Raw genomic sequence first — 15,651 nt, forward strand, 5'->3', positions numbered from 1 at the left:
AGTGAGGTCTCATGAAATTAAAAATTGCAATGATTGGTGTGGGGCTCATTGGAGGATCTCTCGCGCTTTGCTTCAAAGGCAAGCCGGGAGTAACTGTAATGGGCTATGCACATCTACCTGAATTGAAAGAAAAGTACATAGCGAGTGGTGTAGTGGACGACGCTACACTCTCTCTGGAAGAAGCGGTGCAGGATGCCGACTTTATTTTTTTGTGCGTTCCGGTAGGTTTGCTTGAATCATATTTTCAACAATTGGCGAAGCTGCCCTTGAAAAAGGGATGCATCATTACGGATGTTGGCAGCACCAAAGCTTCGATTGCTGCTTGTGCTGAGCATGTACGTATGACCGATGCCTACTTCATTGGCGGTCATCCGATGGCCGGATCTGAGCGTGCTGGTGTTGACGCGGCTTCGGCCGTACTTTTCGAGAATGCGTACTATGTTCTGACTCCGTCTGCACATGTTCCTGAAGAGGCATATGCCAGATTATCCGAGCTTCTAGCGTATACGCGGGCTCAGATCGTCAGAGTTGAGCCATTATTACATGATGATATTGTGGGAGCTATCAGTCATTTGCCACATGTCATCGCAGTAGCGCTCGTGAATCAGGTACGTGAATATAATGAATCGAATCCCCTGTATAAAATGTTGGCAGCAGGCGGGTTCCGTGATATCACACGTATTGCATCCAGTGATGCGATTGTATGGCGTGATATCCTGCTGAGCAATCGTGAAGTACTCCTTGGTCTATTGAAGGACTGGAACAGCCAGATGTCTGCTTTTACGGATATGCTGGAGAACGAGAATGGCCCAGGAATCGAAGATGCATTTCGTCAGGCCCGTGAATTTCGCAGCGTATTGCCAGAACGGCGTAAAGGCATGATCTCGCCGCTGTTTGACTTGTATACAGACGTTCAGGATGCACCAGGGATGATTGGTAAGATTGCAACAGAGCTCGGGACACATGATATCAACTTGAGCAACCTGGAGATTATTGAGAACCGGGTTGATGTGCCAGGCATCATGCGTTTGTCATTCCGTCAGGAAGAGGATATGGAACGTGCGAAGTCTTTATTGGATTCCCTGGGATATCAGGTCTGGGTATGAGGATAGAAAAAAAGAGGGCGAAAGCCCTCCTTTTTTCTGTGTTGATAAACAGTTGTTACGATACGTCCTTAAAGAAGGGCAAAAAAAAGACCGCTTACATAAGCGGCCATTGCTCACGTGGAGCAATACAGTTATTGGATAGGAGTGGAGAGAAACCATACTGTACTTTTATTATATGTATACGTTTTCATTTTGTCAACACTTTATAAAAATTTGTTAAACCAAATTATAACTTACGTAAATTCAGGAAATAAAATCCTCCAAAAAAGGATCGAAAAAAAAGGTTAAAATTTTGAAACCTTTTTGGATAACTCTGCGTCTAATGAGTGTGCAATGTGCAATTTTGCCAATTGGGTCTTATGTCGTCATACTCGTGAAATAAGAGGCATAAGAATGACAGGTCGGGCTTTTGTAAATCCTAAAGAATTTGCCAGGAGGCTGCTGACCGTTGTACAATAAATACTGTTAATGTAGAAACGTTGGGGAAATTGCCATTACATAGGGGAATTTGGCGTAGAGGCCTGATATGGCTTTACGCTGTTTTATGCGGTGAGAACCGCAACTTTTTTGTGCCTGTTCGGTAATACATGGATAGAGTCGAACGGGGAGAAGCACATGGATGGGCGAGGAGGGGTCGCACTCAAATGACGGATTCCCAGTTGATTCGAGAGATCAAGGAAGGTAACCTGGAGTTATATTCCGAGCTGATGCGTCGTTATCAGCGTAAAATACTGGCTTTCGTATATCATATGTTGAAAAGTTCCAATATGGAGCTGCTTGCGGAAGATCTCTGTTCTGAGACTTTCTATAAGGCATTCCGCAGTTTACACTCATTCCGCGAGGTTGATGCTTCATTCTCGACGTGGTTATATACCATTGCGAGAAATACGGTACTGAGTGAGCTGCGCAAACAGCGCAGTGGCAGTGTTCCTCTAGAAGAGAGCGGGGTTGTACCCATTGCTCCTTCCGAGAACGCCCCAGAGCATGCTGCACTGCGCAGTGAGCGGGTCATGCTGGTTAGAGATGCCATTAACAACTTACCGGAGAAGCAGCGTTCTGCCATCATACTCCGTGAATATGATCAACTAGACTACCAGGAGATTGCGAATATTCTTGGGCAGAGCGTCAGTTCTGTAAAATCGTTATTGTTCAGAGCAAGATCAAGCGTAAAAACCCAATTGGAACCTTATTTCTTCGAACCGGTGTACGAGCCATATGAAGGGATGAAGAACCGATGAATTGCAATGAAGCCCAGGACTTGTTTGCACTGATCTGGGACTTGCCGGCAAATCATCCTCAGCGGCTTGCTTTTCATGCTCATCTGGATGGTTGTGAGGAGTGCTCGCAGCAGTTTGAAGTTTGGGAAGAAGCCCAAGTGCTGCTGCACAGCATACCGGAACCAGTGACAGAGCAGCAGGCAGAGAGAGTCAATCGCAACGTAATGGACCGCATTTATGCGGAGTCCCCGTGGCTTTTGCCTGAAGAGGCAAAAGTGAATCGATTCTCTGCTGCGATCCGCAAGCATATGACGTTGTGGATTGCTGCGTTTCTGGCCATTTTTTTATGCAGTTTCTTATACATGGCGATGTTTAAGTCTGGGGTATCAGAAGCTGAACAGCAAAGCGTCGTTTCTACGGGGATTCTCGAAACAGCTGTTGCTGGAAGCGATCTGACTGCTTCAGGTATGTATCAGTACGACATGCCAGGGGCCGACAGAGGAAGCATTATTGAACCCTTTGTCGTAAGTATGGGACCTGCGTATCCGGGATACTGGATGGCCTTGTCACTACTCGCTATTGGCATGGCTTTGTTTTCGCTGGGGCGGATGCATCGAACGACCAACAAACGTAAACAAGGTGCGCGTGCGTAGTTAACCAGGCGTTCGCCGTATAGAAAAGAGGGATGAGATGCGAATTGGGCTTATTCGTCACGGTCTTACCGATTGGAACGCTGCAGGGCGTATCCAAGGGCAGACAGACATACCATTGAATGCCGAAGGGCGTCAGCAGGCAGAACGTCTGGGACACCGTCTGTTGACAGAGGATTATCAATGGGACTATATCATTACCAGTGGATTATCACGGGCCCAGGAGACAGGAGAGATTATCTCTGGATTGCTAGACGTGCCTATGCTTGAGCCAGATGCGCGTTTAAAAGAAAGAGGTTTCGGTCAGATCGAAGGTTTGACCTCGGATGAACGAATCACCCGCTGGGGAACGGACTGGGAGACGCTGGATCTGGGACAGGAGCAGATTATTGATATACAGACTCGCGCTTTAGCGTTTTTAGAAGATTTGTGGGCTGCATATCAGGACAAAAATATTTTGATTGTAACTCATGGCGCTTTTCTCGCAAACCTGTTGTCTGCCTTGTTCAAAGACCGCTATACGGAACGAATTGGAAACCTGTCGCTTACGATCCTGGAAAAAGAACAGGATGACTGGAGTCCCTTGTTATATAATTGCACACGACATCTATCATTGGATGCAGCTAAACAATCTGAGTAATTGGACTCAGGTTGTTTTTTTTGTTTTGAAACAGCGAAACTGTCGTTTGGTATCATTCTGTGCCTCTCATTTTTCTTCTGAGCAGACAAGTTCGGGCATAGGATGAATAAAAAGATAAAAGATTTGGTAAATGAGGTTTAGATCATGGGAATTCCGTCAAACATGTTTACAAAACCAAACTACTCCGGCCCCGAATCAGTAGCCCAATAGTAGTTAACGGCGAGGCGATGGACCCATGAATCTAGCGGATATGCTAACTTTTGCCGATATCGGCCAGCTTAATCGAATAGCGGACTATTACCAATGTGAGTGCAAACCCAATTCCAAACATGAACTCATCCAGAGTATTCTCACAACGTTGGGCAGTAGACGATTTTTTGAGCAACAGGTCAGCGAACTTAATATGGCCCATCTGCGTTTCCTGAACAACCTGCTATTTGATCCTCGGCAATACTTTGGTATGGAGGAGCTTGTCGCCATTGCCCGTCAATCGATGGACAAAAAAGATAGCGAGTCCGGAGCCAGTCCGCGAGATCTTATCGTTCGGTTCACCAAGAGTGGATGGTTATTCAATGGAACAACACAGCATACGAAGTACCTATACCAGGTACCCCAGGATTTGAAAATGAGGTTCCGGGATGTGTTATCCGCACACCTGAAGGCGGGTATTAAAACGACAAATGAACCACTGATGTATCGAGATGAATACCATCTGCTGGTAGACGATCTGAAGTTGTTCCTGCAGTTTGTGCAGCAGCATGAAATTACGTTGAACGCAGAAGGCATGATGTACCGACGTTCTCAGCAGCAGGTGATGGATCATCTTCATGTCAGTGAAACATTGGTTGGAAAAGCAGGATGGAGGTTTGGCTACGGTCGTTCCTTCAAGGATTACCCTGACCGGTTTGCATTGCTATATGACTATGCATTCCACCACCGGCTTGTTCGGGAAGAACAGGGGCTGCTGAAATTGACTGCAGCCGGTGAGGAAAAACTGGGCGCAGAGAATACAGCCGAGATGATACAGCTATTTCGGTTTTGGTTAAGACTTTATAAAGGTGCTATTCCGAACTTGTCCTCCATTGTGTATTGGACAGGAGAATGTGCGCCTGGTTGGTCCACCGCAGAGTCCTTGTTCCGACAAATTGGCCCGTTAATCCAGCCGTTTTATTACGACACACCGGAGACGATCTATGAAACAAGAGTTGTCAAAATGATGCTGCATCTGGGGATGCTACGCCTCGGAGAGCAGGAGGGTGAGAGTACCGTGCAAATGACAGCATGGGGCTTGCGGCTCGCTGCAACCTGCCGATCGCTGTCTGGTGACACGACTCCTCTGGTGTTTGACATTTAGGGGACAAGTTGCTAAAATCACTCCCAAATTAAGGAGTGATACTGATATGATAATCCCATTCAAGGGTCAACAACCGCAGCTTCATTCTTCGGTGTATGTAGCTGAAGGGGCCAAACTTATAGGTGACCTGAAGTTAGGTGCAGATTCTACGGTCTGGTTCAATGCCGTATTACGGGCCGATCTGGCGCCAATATGGATCGGACAACGTTGTAACATTCAGGACAATGCTGTTGGACATGTGAATACGAATCAACCTTTGATTCTGGGAGATGACGTTTCAGTGGGACATGCCGCGATTATTCACGGTTGTCACATTGGAACAGGCTCACTGATCGGTATGGGAGCCATCCTTCTCAATGGAGCTGAAATTGGTGAATACACACTGATTGGGGCCGGTTCTGTTGTAACTGAAAATACTAAAATTCCGCCCTATACCCTGGCTCTGGGGACACCAGCCAAAGTGATCCGTGAATTGACGGATGCCGACCTTGAGCGGATGTCGAGGACTTCACTTGGTTATGTTGCCAAAGGTAAGGAATATAGGAGCTCTTAAATCCGTTTTGGAGGTGCATCCTATTGGATAAAATGAAAGTTACGTATGAAGTCATGTTGGGGCTGGCTGCTGAGATGGTGTGGGACGAAGCGCTTCGTAAACAGCGTAGCGAGAAGCTGTATATGGAAATCGACAAGGCGTTGGCTACCGGAGACGAAGTAGCTTTCCGGAGTCTGACGGATGAACTGAAAACCATAAACTGATGAACTGATGATCCAACCATATAAGAAGGAAATGCGTGATTACGCATTTCCTTTTGTGTTTTTAGGGAGAGATTTACGAATAACTCTATAGATTTACATCGTTTGCTCATATATAATATGGGAATAAAATGGATAGAGAGGGGAAATAGGGAATTGAAATTCAGTGAGATGACTCAAGACAGCTGGGCTGAACTGCAACTCTATCTGGATACATGCCTTATTCCATTCACCGGTCTTACAGGAAATCATTCGCCGGCTGAAGCCACGGAAGTACTAGAGAGGCTTAGAGATTTTCTGGATTTGATTGAAGTCCCGTTTAAAGGGAGGATCATGACATATCCAGCATTCCATTTCGCTATTCCGGAAATGTCAATGGCATTAAACACCATATGCGAGCAGCTGAAGCGCTCAGGATTCAAATATGTGGTGATAATGACATCAGATGGTTTTTTGGAGAAAGATAAAATTTCATCTGCAGATCTGGTTTTTAATCGTTCTCAAATGGTTCAGGAAATAGATGAAGCGAAAATAGCAGGGTATGTCGGGGAAAAAGTGCGCGAGATGTGGAAAAATTAACATCTGACTGGAAATGTGACAATTTATCAACACTTTTTTAATAACGCTTACAATAGAACCTTAAAAATGTGTGACAAATTCTTGACGGTGTTCTAGGGCTACTATATGATTATGTATGTTCTAGTAAGTCGTGGAATTTCTGATAATGAAAACGTATGAGAGAGTTGGCTGAAAAAGGGGGGTGGAGACAGTATGAGCAGTGAGCATGACCAGCACGAAGCCTCGAACAAACCACCAAGCCGGATGGAAATGTCGCGCAGGCAGTTTTTAACGTACACGCTTGGTGGAGCTACAGCCTATATGGCCGCCGGTGCGATTCTTCCCATGGTCCGTTTTGCGGTGGACCCAATTTTGCAGCACAAGGGAGAAGGCACTTCTGTCAAAGTAGCTGAAATCAGCAAAATCACGAACGAACCTCAAGAATTCACATTTGAACTGCAGCAGCAAGATGGTTGGTACCTGAGTAATGCTTCGCTTGTGGCATGGATTCGTAAGGATGAGCAGGGTAAAATTTATGCGCTTTCACCGATCTGTAAACATTTGGGTTGTACAGTCGGCTGGAACAGTGACAAAAATTATCCTGATGAGTATCATTGCCCGTGCCATGGCGCGCACTATGACAAGGAAGGAAAAAATCTTGCCGTAGCCCCGAAACCGCTGGATGAATATGTGGTCAAGGAAGAACAGGGCTGGGTATACCTGGGCGAGATTGTTCCGAACACCCGAGTGAAATAGGAGGCGTGAACGCAGATGTTTAAAAATGTCTATGACTGGATTGACGAGCGTCTCGATATCACGCCAATCTGGAGGGACGTTGCGGATCATGAAGTTCCAGAGCACGTAAACCCGGCTCACCACTTTTCCGCATTCGTCTACTGCTTTGGTGGCTTGACGTTCTTTATCACCGTAATTCAGATTCTCTCAGGAATGTTTCTTACGATGTATTACGTACCTGATATTATCAATGCTTATGCCAGTGTCGAGTATCTGCAGACCAAGGTAGCTTTCGGCCAAATTGTGCGCGGCATGCACCACTGGGGAGCCAGTCTGGTAATCGTAATGATGTTTTTACATACGATGCGTGTATTCTTTACAGGCTCTTATAAAGCGCCCCGTGAGATGAACTGGGTTGTTGGCATGTTGATCTTTTTCGTCATGCTGGGTCTTGGATTGACCGGGTACCTGCTGCCATGGGATAACAAAGCCTATTTTGCAACCAAAGTTACCCTGGAAATTGCCAATACCGTCCCATGGTTGGGACCCATTATTAAAGAATTCCTTCAAGGTGGAACCATTGTAGGTGCACAGACGCTAACACGATTCTTTGCCCTGCACGTCTTCTTCCTTCCCGCTGTGCTTCTGGTGCTTCTGGTCGGACACTTCATCATGATCCGCAGACAGGGCATTTCGGGACCACTATAACTTGAGAAGGGAGGAATCGCAATGGCTCACGGACACAAGCCTGATGACCAGGAGAAGATTATCTTTGTCGGTGATTCACGCGTCCGAAAAGGGGCAGGTTTTATTACCCCGCCGGATTATACAGCGTATCCAGGCAAATCAGAAGCATTTATACCTAACTTTCTGCTGAAAGAATGGATGGTTGGTGTTGTGGTGCTGGTGGGTATCCTGGTACTGACCATCTCTGAACCTGCGCCGCTTGGTTATCCGGCCAATCCAAGCGCATCCGTTATTCCAATGCCGGACTGGTATTTCCTATTTCTGTATCAATATCTGAAATATCCTTATGCGTCAGGCGATTATGTCCTGCTCGGTGTTCTGGGTGTCAGCGGGGTTGCTTTTGGAGCGTTGCTGCTTGCCCCGTTCTTGGATACAGGCAAGGAACGACGGTTTTACAGACGTCCAATTGCATCATCACTCATGGTTCTGTCAATCCTCTCTGTATTTTATCTTACGAATGTGGCTTGGACACACTACAAGCACGAGCTTGAAGCGACAGGCCAGAAGCCTGAACACATTCAGCGTGAGGAAGAGGCGCTTGAGAAACATGAACAAGGTCTGCCGACGTCCAATGCACCGGGCCAACAACAAGAAGTGGCCATCGTTGAGAAGGATGATCCTGCAATGGAAACGTTTAAAAAGGCAGGGTGTGTATCTTGTCATGCTGCTGATATGAAGGGTGCAAGTGGCCCCTCACTTCGTGGTGTGGGTGACAAGCACAGTCAGGATGAAATTTTAGCCATTATTAAGGATGGATATAATGGTATGCCTCCCATGTATGATAAAGCCATCGCCCAAGGTCTGACAGATGACGATATTAATCACCTAGCGGAATGGCTTGCGAAACAGAAGGCAGAACAGTAAAATCAAATTAAGCCAAAAACCTGACTGTTGTTGCGGTCAGGTTTTTTTGAGTGATTTACCAATCAACGCTTCATAAAGACAATAGAAATAGTATGAAGGAAGGGGCAGCGAACGTGTCTTTATCGTTTTTCTGGAGCCGGGAGTTTCTGACCAATCGGTATTTTCTGTGGCTTCTGTTTTGGTGTAATGCAGTGGGTACCGTGTATGGGTACATATGGTACGGAGATCAGCTGAAATTAACACTGGCGGAACAGCCCATATGGCAGGTTGTGTTTGTTCCGGACAGTCCTACAGCGAGTTTGTTTTTTACCCTTGGTCTTTTATGGGTTCTATATAAACCCAAGTCTGTGGTGCTCAACCGAATCGGACATGTTATTCAAGCTCTTGCTGTGGTTACATCGGTGAAATATGGGGTCTGGGCCGTTTCGATTATTTTTGCGGGTTGGATGCAGGGTGGGTCGCCGCATTGGCAGGACTGGATGCTGATCGCCTCACACAGTGCCATGGCCATAGAAGCTTTGATTTATGTCAGGTTCTTTGGTTTCAGATGGGTAGCGCTGCTTATTGCCAGTCTATGGACGTTATTGAACGATACGATGGACTATACATATAATATTTTCCCTTGGCTGCCTAGTGCCCTCTATGAGCATCTGGATGGTGTGCGCAATTTCACTTTCGGGCTTACCCTGATTAGCATTCTGTGTGCGTGGCTTGCATTGAGACAGGCTAGACGAGCCTGATTTCGCAAGCTTGTTCTAAGTGGCCGTGCCCTGCCATACATTGGTATGGGGGGGGATGTCCATGAAGAGAATGTTCTGGAACAAAACCGGGTTATTGGTAGTATCGTTCATGGCGCTGTTGTTTTGGACGAACTTGTCATACAGTGTATCTGCACAAAGTGAAGGGAATGAAGGGGAAGCGGATCAACAAGCCCTTGTCAACAGTTCCATTCAGCAGCTTAATCAGGAAGCGACATCGCTTTACAGGCATGCCTTGGATCATAATATCGAAGAAGTCAGAAACGGTATTATGCGAATTAGCGAACGACTGGAGCATATTTCGTTTGAAGGTCAGACGACGGTCGAAGGCATCCATGCCTTATCCGAAACGATTGTGGAAGTAAAACAAGCAGCCGTCCGCGTCAAAAGTGATGACACCGGTCTTCAGCAGGCTTCTGCCAAGCTGAGGCTCGCTGCTGACAGTCTTGCGAATCCATCCAAACCCTTATGGCTCCAATATTATAAAATTGTAAAAGATGACCTTCAGGCCATATCCACTGCTGTGAGTCAGCATGAGAAAGCAGCAGCACTCACGAGCCGATATGCTTTGCTTGAAGAACACTATGAAACCATTCGACCGGCAGCGATGATTCGCCGTGAACCCTACGAGATCGCTCAGCTGGATGCCTGGTTATCCCATACCAAAGGGCTGACTGGAGCCAAACAGCCAGATATCACTCAGCTGCAAAGCATGATATCCCAAGGCGAAGAACTGGTTAATCAATTGTTTGGTCGCGAGAAGGATGAGAGTGCCTTTGTTCCATTTGTTCAGGGACCGAACCGGAGAGCGGCAGGATTATTCATCACTTCCGTGATTGTGGCCGCACTAACTTATGCAGGATATCGTAAATATCGTGCACAACAGCAAGGCATCTTTCCATTCCGGCGCTGATCATCAACTTCAAACCAAATAACCTCTATACCGCAAGGCAGCGAACTGGCATGTCCTTGGGATAGAGGTTTTTTGCATATCTTTCAGTTGGGTTTCAAGATTCCTTGAAGCCTTCTCCATGAACGTCATGAACATCGCTGATGATAACAAAGGCTCTGGGATCAACAGATCTGACAATGGTTTGCAGCCGCCTGAACTCCTGACGTGAAATAACGCAGTAAGCAACATGTTTGGCTTGCTTGGAGTAGGCGCCAATGGCTGGAATCAGAGTTACACCGCGGTCCATTTCCCGGGTAATCAGATCGGCAATTTCAGGAGCGTGGTCACTAATGATCATGAATGCCCGAGCGGAATAAGCCCCTTCCTGAATGAAGTCAATGACCTTGGAGGCGATAAAGACGGCAACCAGCGTATAGAGTATTTTTTCTTTTGGAATGTAGATTAGTGAAATGCCGATAATAATAAAATCGATACCGAGCAAAATTCGGCCCATGCTCCATCCATATTTTCGATTGAGAATCCGTGCAATGATGTCTGAACCACCTGTCGTACCGCCTGAGCGGAATACGATGCCCAAACCAGCCCCGAGAGTGACACCTGCATAAAGGGCTGCCAGCAGGAGATCATTCTCCGTGTGCAGTGGCTCAATCCATCCCGAGTGAATCATTTTCTCAAACAACCACAGAAACACCGTAAGGGCACCAATGCCCACCCCTGTATAGACCATCTGTCTGCCGCCCAATATCTTGAGCCCGATCAGGAATAGCGGGACATTGATAACAAGGGTCGTCAGAGACGGAGAGAGGTCAAACGCATAATTGAGCAGTACGGTAACCCCGGTGACGCCGCCCTCCATTAGTTTGTTAGGGATAATGAAGTACAGCAGGCCAAAAGCATACAAAGCAGTACCTAGCAAAATAGGGAGAATCAGTTTGATTTGAATCCAAGTTTTGGCAGTGCTCATTAGATCCCTCTCCATATGTAAATTAATGATGAAGCAATACTTGCCATCTTAGTATACCTATTTATTGATTCTTTAAAAATGTTTTGTGCGTCAGGATGGTGGAAGTCAAACTAAATAACTGATATATTAGGAACAAATACGACACAATTTCAAAAGGAGAATCCGTTCTCATGGAGAAAAGCATCGCAGAAATGCAGCGCGAGGTTGACCTCTACATTTCCCAGTTCAAAGAAGGCTACTTCAGTCCGCTGGCCATGCTGGCGCGTATGTCGGAAGAGGTGGGAGAGCTAGCTCGGGAAGTCAATCACGAGTTCGGTGAAAAGCCGAAGAAGGCTTCTGAAGCAGACAATTCCATTGAGCTGGAGCTCGGGGATATTTTGTTTATCACGATTTGTTTTGCCAACTCGCTCGGGATTGACCTGGCACAGGCACACGACAAAGTCATGCATAAATTTAATACACGCGATGCAAATCGGTGGACTCCAAAAAACACCGATTAGGCGTAGATTACATATGCTGTACCATCACCCGATTGGGGAGGGACAGCTTGGATGATGAAGCCGGAAGATTATATGCAGCAGGCTTACCGCTGTATTTTGCAAAATGATTTTGAGCAAGCGATCCGTTGGTTTGAATCGGCTATTCTTGCTTACCCGGAACATGCGGAGCTTCACTACCGTTGTTCCATTACACATGCCCGCAGCTTGCACCTTGGTCCGGCACTGGAACATGCCCGTAAGGCAGCTGAGCTGTCCGGTGGCACAGAAGAATATGTTTTGCATCTGCAGACATTGGAAGCCAAACAGCTAAGTACACAGGCGAAGGTTTTGCTGGAACAGGCTGGCAGCGGAACACACGAACGATATGTTTCGGCTGCTGCTCTGCTGAAAGAAGCGGTTAAGCTTGATCCGCTGTCTGTCGAAGCGCATGTGATGCTTGCGCTGGCCTATAGCGATTTGAATGAATTTGATCGTGCAATCAAGGCTGTTCGTGATGCGATATCGCTGGATCCGCAGAACGCACAATTGCATCAAATGTACCAACAAATTAAGCAGCGTAAGAATTCTATTCAATAAGAAATTCATTTCATCTGACGCGAAAGCTGACGAAAATGAATTTTCTAGTGACTGAACCAACATACAGTGAGGAGATGCAGCCAAGATGAGTGAAGTAATAAGAGTTGCCGTAATCGGAGCGGCTGGCCGAATGGGCCGGGAAGTGGTGAAGCTGGTTCTTCAAGACCCGGAACTGGAGCTTGCTGCCGCGGTTAACCGCTCCGGCGCGGGTATTGATGCCGGAACCCTGGTCGGTCTTCCGGAATGCGGAGTGCTTGTAACCGACGATATCGAAATGGCTTTTGCAGAGACGAAACCGCAGGTCATGGTTGATTTTACAATACCTCAATATGCTTTCGCTCATACAGAACTTGCGATCCGTTATGGAGTCAGACCCGTCATGGGAGTTACCGGCTTCACGACGGAGCAGATCGAACAACTGGACAAGCAGTGTCAGGACAAAGGGATCGGAGGTCTGATTGCCCCGAACTTCTCCATTGGTGCCATTTTGATGATGAGATTCGCGGCACAAGCGGCCAAACATATGCCTAACGTTGAAATCATTGAGTATCATGGAGATCAAAAACTGGATGCGCCTTCAGGAACAGCAATTAAAACGGCTGAGCTGATTGCAGCCAACCGTGAGGAAATCCGTCAGGGCAACCCTAATGAAGAGGAAACCATTGAAGGCTCCCGCGGAGGTTATTATAACGGATTCCGAATTCACAGTGTTCGTTTACCAGGCGTATTTGCGCAGCAGGAAGTGGTATTTGGCGATTTTGGCCAAACGCTCAAAATTCGTCATGATTCATACGAACGTGCAGGTTACATGCCCGGTGTAAAAATCGGTGTACAGAAGGTTATGGAATATACAGGACTCATCTATGGATTTGATCACTTTATCGACTAAAGGAGATTGTCATGTTGAAAATTGCATTTATTGCCCATGATCGCAAAAAAGAAGAGATGGTAAACTTTGTAACAGCTTATGAACCAGTGTTCACAGATCACCAATTGTATTCGACAGGCACTACCGGACTTCGCATTATGGAAGGAACTTCCTTGAAGATTCACCGGTTTGAATCAGGTCCTCTTGGAGGAGACCAGCAGATTGGTGCTTTAGTAGCTCAGAATGAGATGGATCTAATTATTTTCCTGCGTGATCCGCTGATGGCTCAGCCACACGAACCGGATATTAATGCCCTGCTTCGTTTGTGTGATGTACAGGGTATTCCGCTCGCAACCAACATTGCAACGGCTGAAATTCTGGTTAAGGCATTGGATCGCGGCGATTTTGCATGGAGAGAGCTCGTGCATAAATACAAACCGGAAGCTGGAGTCACAACTGGTGATTCCGAATGAGTCTTGATATTCTGATTTTCGGGGCACACGCAGACGATGCGGAGATTGGAATGGCGGGAACGATCGCCAAACATACTGCAGCGGGAATGAAAGTGGGCGTGTGTGATCTGACAAAAGCAGAAATGTCGTCCAACGGGACTGTAGAGCGCAGAGCCGAGGAAGCGGAGGAAGCCTCCCGCGTCCTCGGTCTTTCGTGTCGAACCAATTTGGGCTTGCCAGATCGTGGTTTATACATAACCCCTGAGCACATACAGGCAGTGACGGCTGAGATTCGCAGGCATGCCCCGAAAATTGTATTTGCACCCTATTGGGAAGATCGTCATCCGGATCATGTCATGTGCAGCAAGCTTGTGCAGGAAGCGGTGTTCAATGCCAAGCTGCGTAATTATATGCCGAACATGCCTGCCACCCAAGTGAAGGAGCTGTATTTTTACTTCATTAACGATATGGGACCGGTGGATTTGATTGTCGATATTACGGAACACTATGAGCAAAAGGAAAAATCGCTGCTCAGTTATCGTTCCCAATTTGAGATAGGGGCAGGAACAGTTTCTACCCCGTTGAATCAGGGGTACATCGAGCGCGTAAGAGCAAGAGACTCCTTACTGGGTCAGCGGAGTTTGATTTCTTTCGCAGAAGGGTTTGCGAGTATTACACCTTATGTCGTTGGGCAGTTTGGCGCAGCAGCTAGATAATACGTTGCTGCGCAAGCTCTTACCCTAATATAAATATGAATTCCGCCAGCATTACATCAACTCGCACACGCGGGAGATGAAAGGAGCGTCCACCGGATGGATCAAAAGCTAAAGATTGGTATCACCTGTTATCCGTCCCTCGGAGGGTCTGGCGTTGTCGCAACGGAGCTCGGCAAATTGCTTGCCGAACAGGGTCACCAGGTTCATTTTATTGCGAATAGTATTCCGTTCCGACTGGGTACTTTTCAGAAAAATATCTTTTACCATGAAGTTGAAGTGAATGATTATTATGTATTTCGCTATCCACCATACGACCTGTCTTTGGCAACCAAGATGGCTCAAGTGGCCAAAGCCCAGCAGCTTGATTTGCTGCATGTGCATTATGCAGTTCCGCACGCAGTATGTGCTTTCCTGGCCAAACAGATGGTGGGCGACGATCTGAAGGTTGTCACAACTCTGCATGGTACAGACATTACCGTACTGGCACAGGATGAATCTCTGAAAGATCTCATTCGGCTTGCGATCAACGAAAGTGATGCTGTAACTGCGGTATCACAGGATTTGATTCGGGAGACGGTTGAACTTTTGGACATTCAACGTCCAATTGATCTGACATATAATTTTATTGATAAACGAATTTATTATCCTCGGGATGCGGCCAGTCTGCGCAGGGATTTTGCGGCTCCAAACGAGAAAATATTGATGCATATCTCCAACTTCCGCCCGGTAAAGCGGACACAGGACGTTGTTGAAGTTTTTCGTCAGGTCCAGGAGCAGGTTCCAGCCAAATTGCTGTTTGTTGGAGAGGGGCCGGATTTGCCTAAAATCCAATGGAAAATTAATGAACTGGGCCTGAATGACAAAGTTCATTTCCTAGGTAAACAGGATGACATTGCACAAGTCATATCCATGGCAGACATCCTAATGCTTCCTTCGGAGAAAGAGAGCTTCGGACTTGTGGCCCTGGAAGCGATGGCCTGCGGTGTGCCGACCATTGGATCACAGGCAGGAGGCATTCCTGAACTCGTATTACACGGGAAAACCGGATATTTATCACCCATCGGCGATACACAGTCCATGGCTGAAAACGCCATTCGCTTGTTGACCGACGATCGACTGGCAGCAGATTTCAGAGAAGCCTGTCTTCATAGGGCACATCATGATTTTTGCAATGATGCCATCCGTCATGAATATGAACAAATATACTATCGGGTACTGGGAAGAGAAGTTCCCAATCTAAAACCCGTTTGCGGTTGAACTTCTATTTATTCGATAGAAGC

20 protein-coding genes are annotated in these 15,651 nt (G+C 46.8%); 19 read left to right on the plus strand and 1 reads right to left on the minus strand.

The window, feature by feature from the left end; translation table 11 throughout:
* Positions 1 to 11: 11 nt before the first annotated feature.
* The 13 genes from PIL01S_RS25585 to PIL01S_RS25645 all read left to right on the plus strand — a co-directional run bounded on the left by PIL01S_RS25585 (position 12) and on the right by PIL01S_RS25645 (position 10,295).
* Positions 12 to 1,106: a prephenate dehydrogenase gene (locus tag PIL01S_RS25585; RefSeq protein WP_127540296.1), complete on the plus strand. Its 1,095-nt coding sequence runs from the start codon at positions 12 to 14 to the stop codon at positions 1,104 to 1,106.
* 644 nt (positions 1,107 to 1,750) lie between these two features.
* Positions 1,751 to 2,344 carry an RNA polymerase sigma factor gene (locus PIL01S_RS25590; RefSeq protein ID WP_127540298.1) on the plus strand — a complete coding sequence of 198 codons (594 nt, stop codon included), beginning with the start codon at positions 1,751 to 1,753 and terminating at the stop codon, positions 2,342 to 2,344.
* Positions 2,341 to 2,976: an anti-sigma factor family protein gene (locus PIL01S_RS25595; protein ID WP_110758995.1), complete on the plus strand. Its 636-nt coding sequence runs from the start codon at positions 2,341 to 2,343 to the stop codon at positions 2,974 to 2,976. Before PIL01S_RS25590 ends, PIL01S_RS25595 begins: the two co-directional genes overlap by 4 nt.
* A gap of 37 nt (positions 2,977 to 3,013) precedes the next feature.
* Positions 3,014 to 3,613, plus strand: coding sequence for a histidine phosphatase family protein (locus PIL01S_RS25600; protein WP_127540300.1), 600 nt, complete (start codon positions 3,014 to 3,016; stop codon positions 3,611 to 3,613).
* 235 nt (positions 3,614 to 3,848) lie between these two features.
* Positions 3,849 to 4,967: a hypothetical protein gene (locus PIL01S_RS25605; protein WP_127540302.1), complete on the plus strand. Its 1,119-nt coding sequence runs from the start codon at positions 3,849 to 3,851 to the stop codon at positions 4,965 to 4,967.
* Between the two features lie 46 nt (positions 4,968 to 5,013).
* On the plus strand, positions 5,014 to 5,520 hold the full coding sequence (locus PIL01S_RS25610; RefSeq protein WP_127540304.1) for a gamma carbonic anhydrase family protein: 507 nt from the start codon (positions 5,014 to 5,016) through the stop codon (positions 5,518 to 5,520).
* Between the two features lie 23 nt (positions 5,521 to 5,543).
* Positions 5,544 to 5,723 (plus strand): IDEAL domain-containing protein, encoded by a 180-nt coding sequence (locus PIL01S_RS25615; protein WP_095292837.1) that lies wholly within the window; start codon positions 5,544 to 5,546, stop codon positions 5,721 to 5,723.
* A gap of 153 nt (positions 5,724 to 5,876) precedes the next feature.
* A complete protein-coding gene (locus PIL01S_RS25620; protein WP_127540306.1) occupies positions 5,877 to 6,299 on the plus strand; it encodes a DUF2487 family protein in 423 nt (140 codons plus the stop codon).
* A 192-nt stretch (positions 6,300 to 6,491) separates the two neighbouring features.
* Positions 6,492 to 7,034 carry a QcrA and Rieske domain-containing protein gene (locus tag PIL01S_RS25625; RefSeq protein ID WP_095361914.1) on the plus strand — a complete coding sequence of 181 codons (543 nt, stop codon included), beginning with the start codon at positions 6,492 to 6,494 and terminating at the stop codon, positions 7,032 to 7,034.
* 15 nt (positions 7,035 to 7,049) lie between these two features.
* Positions 7,050 to 7,721 carry a menaquinol-cytochrome c reductase cytochrome b subunit gene (qcrB, locus tag PIL01S_RS25630; protein ID WP_017687726.1) on the plus strand — a complete coding sequence of 224 codons (672 nt, stop codon included), beginning with the start codon at positions 7,050 to 7,052 and terminating at the stop codon, positions 7,719 to 7,721.
* Positions 7,722 to 7,742: 21 nt separating this feature from the next.
* Positions 7,743 to 8,624 carry a menaquinol-cytochrome c reductase cytochrome b/c subunit gene (locus PIL01S_RS25635; protein WP_127540308.1) on the plus strand — a complete coding sequence of 294 codons (882 nt, stop codon included), beginning with the start codon at positions 7,743 to 7,745 and terminating at the stop codon, positions 8,622 to 8,624.
* Between the two features lie 113 nt (positions 8,625 to 8,737).
* Complete coding sequence (locus PIL01S_RS25640; protein WP_127540310.1) at positions 8,738 to 9,364, plus strand: DUF1405 domain-containing protein; 627 nt, start codon at positions 8,738 to 8,740, stop codon at positions 9,362 to 9,364.
* Positions 9,365 to 9,425: 61 nt separating this feature from the next.
* Positions 9,426 to 10,295 (plus strand): sporulation protein YpjB, encoded by an 870-nt coding sequence (locus tag PIL01S_RS25645; protein WP_164764347.1) that lies wholly within the window; start codon positions 9,426 to 9,428, stop codon positions 10,293 to 10,295.
* A 94-nt stretch (positions 10,296 to 10,389) separates the two neighbouring features.
* Here PIL01S_RS25645 and PIL01S_RS25650 read toward each other — a convergent pair whose 3' ends face one another.
* On the minus strand, positions 10,390 to 11,259 hold the full coding sequence (locus PIL01S_RS25650) for a YitT family protein (RefSeq protein ID WP_127540314.1): 870 nt from the start codon (positions 11,257 to 11,259) through the stop codon (positions 10,390 to 10,392).
* 170 nt (positions 11,260 to 11,429) lie between these two features.
* Here PIL01S_RS25650 and PIL01S_RS25655 point away from each other — a divergent pair, with 170 nt between their 5' ends.
* The 6 genes from PIL01S_RS25655 to bshA all read left to right on the plus strand — a co-directional run bounded on the left by PIL01S_RS25655 (position 11,430) and on the right by bshA (position 15,628).
* On the plus strand, positions 11,430 to 11,759 hold the full coding sequence (locus tag PIL01S_RS25655) for a nucleotide pyrophosphohydrolase (RefSeq protein ID WP_056696770.1): 330 nt from the start codon (positions 11,430 to 11,432) through the stop codon (positions 11,757 to 11,759).
* Between the two features lie 51 nt (positions 11,760 to 11,810).
* Positions 11,811 to 12,335: a tetratricopeptide repeat protein gene (locus PIL01S_RS25660; RefSeq protein ID WP_127540316.1), complete on the plus strand. Its 525-nt coding sequence runs from the start codon at positions 11,811 to 11,813 to the stop codon at positions 12,333 to 12,335.
* 85 nt (positions 12,336 to 12,420) lie between these two features.
* Complete coding sequence (gene dapB / locus PIL01S_RS25665; RefSeq protein WP_095292823.1) at positions 12,421 to 13,224, plus strand: 4-hydroxy-tetrahydrodipicolinate reductase; 804 nt, start codon at positions 12,421 to 12,423, stop codon at positions 13,222 to 13,224.
* Between the two features lie 11 nt (positions 13,225 to 13,235).
* Entirely contained in the window at positions 13,236 to 13,676 is a 441-nt protein-coding gene (mgsA, locus tag PIL01S_RS25670; RefSeq protein WP_095292821.1) for a methylglyoxal synthase, read from the plus strand.
* Positions 13,673 to 14,371: a bacillithiol biosynthesis deacetylase BshB1 gene (gene bshB1 / locus PIL01S_RS25675; RefSeq protein ID WP_127540318.1), complete on the plus strand. Its 699-nt coding sequence runs from the start codon at positions 13,673 to 13,675 to the stop codon at positions 14,369 to 14,371. Before mgsA ends, bshB1 begins: the two co-directional genes overlap by 4 nt.
* A gap of 96 nt (positions 14,372 to 14,467) precedes the next feature.
* Complete coding sequence (gene bshA, locus PIL01S_RS25680; protein ID WP_127540320.1) at positions 14,468 to 15,628, plus strand: N-acetyl-alpha-D-glucosaminyl L-malate synthase BshA; 1,161 nt, start codon at positions 14,468 to 14,470, stop codon at positions 15,626 to 15,628.
* Positions 15,629 to 15,651: the final 23 nt, after the last annotated feature.

Source organism: Paenibacillus illinoisensis NBRC 15959, assembly GCF_004000925.1.
GTDB classification, from domain to species: domain Bacteria; phylum Bacillota; class Bacilli; order Paenibacillales; family Paenibacillaceae; genus Paenibacillus; species Paenibacillus illinoisensis.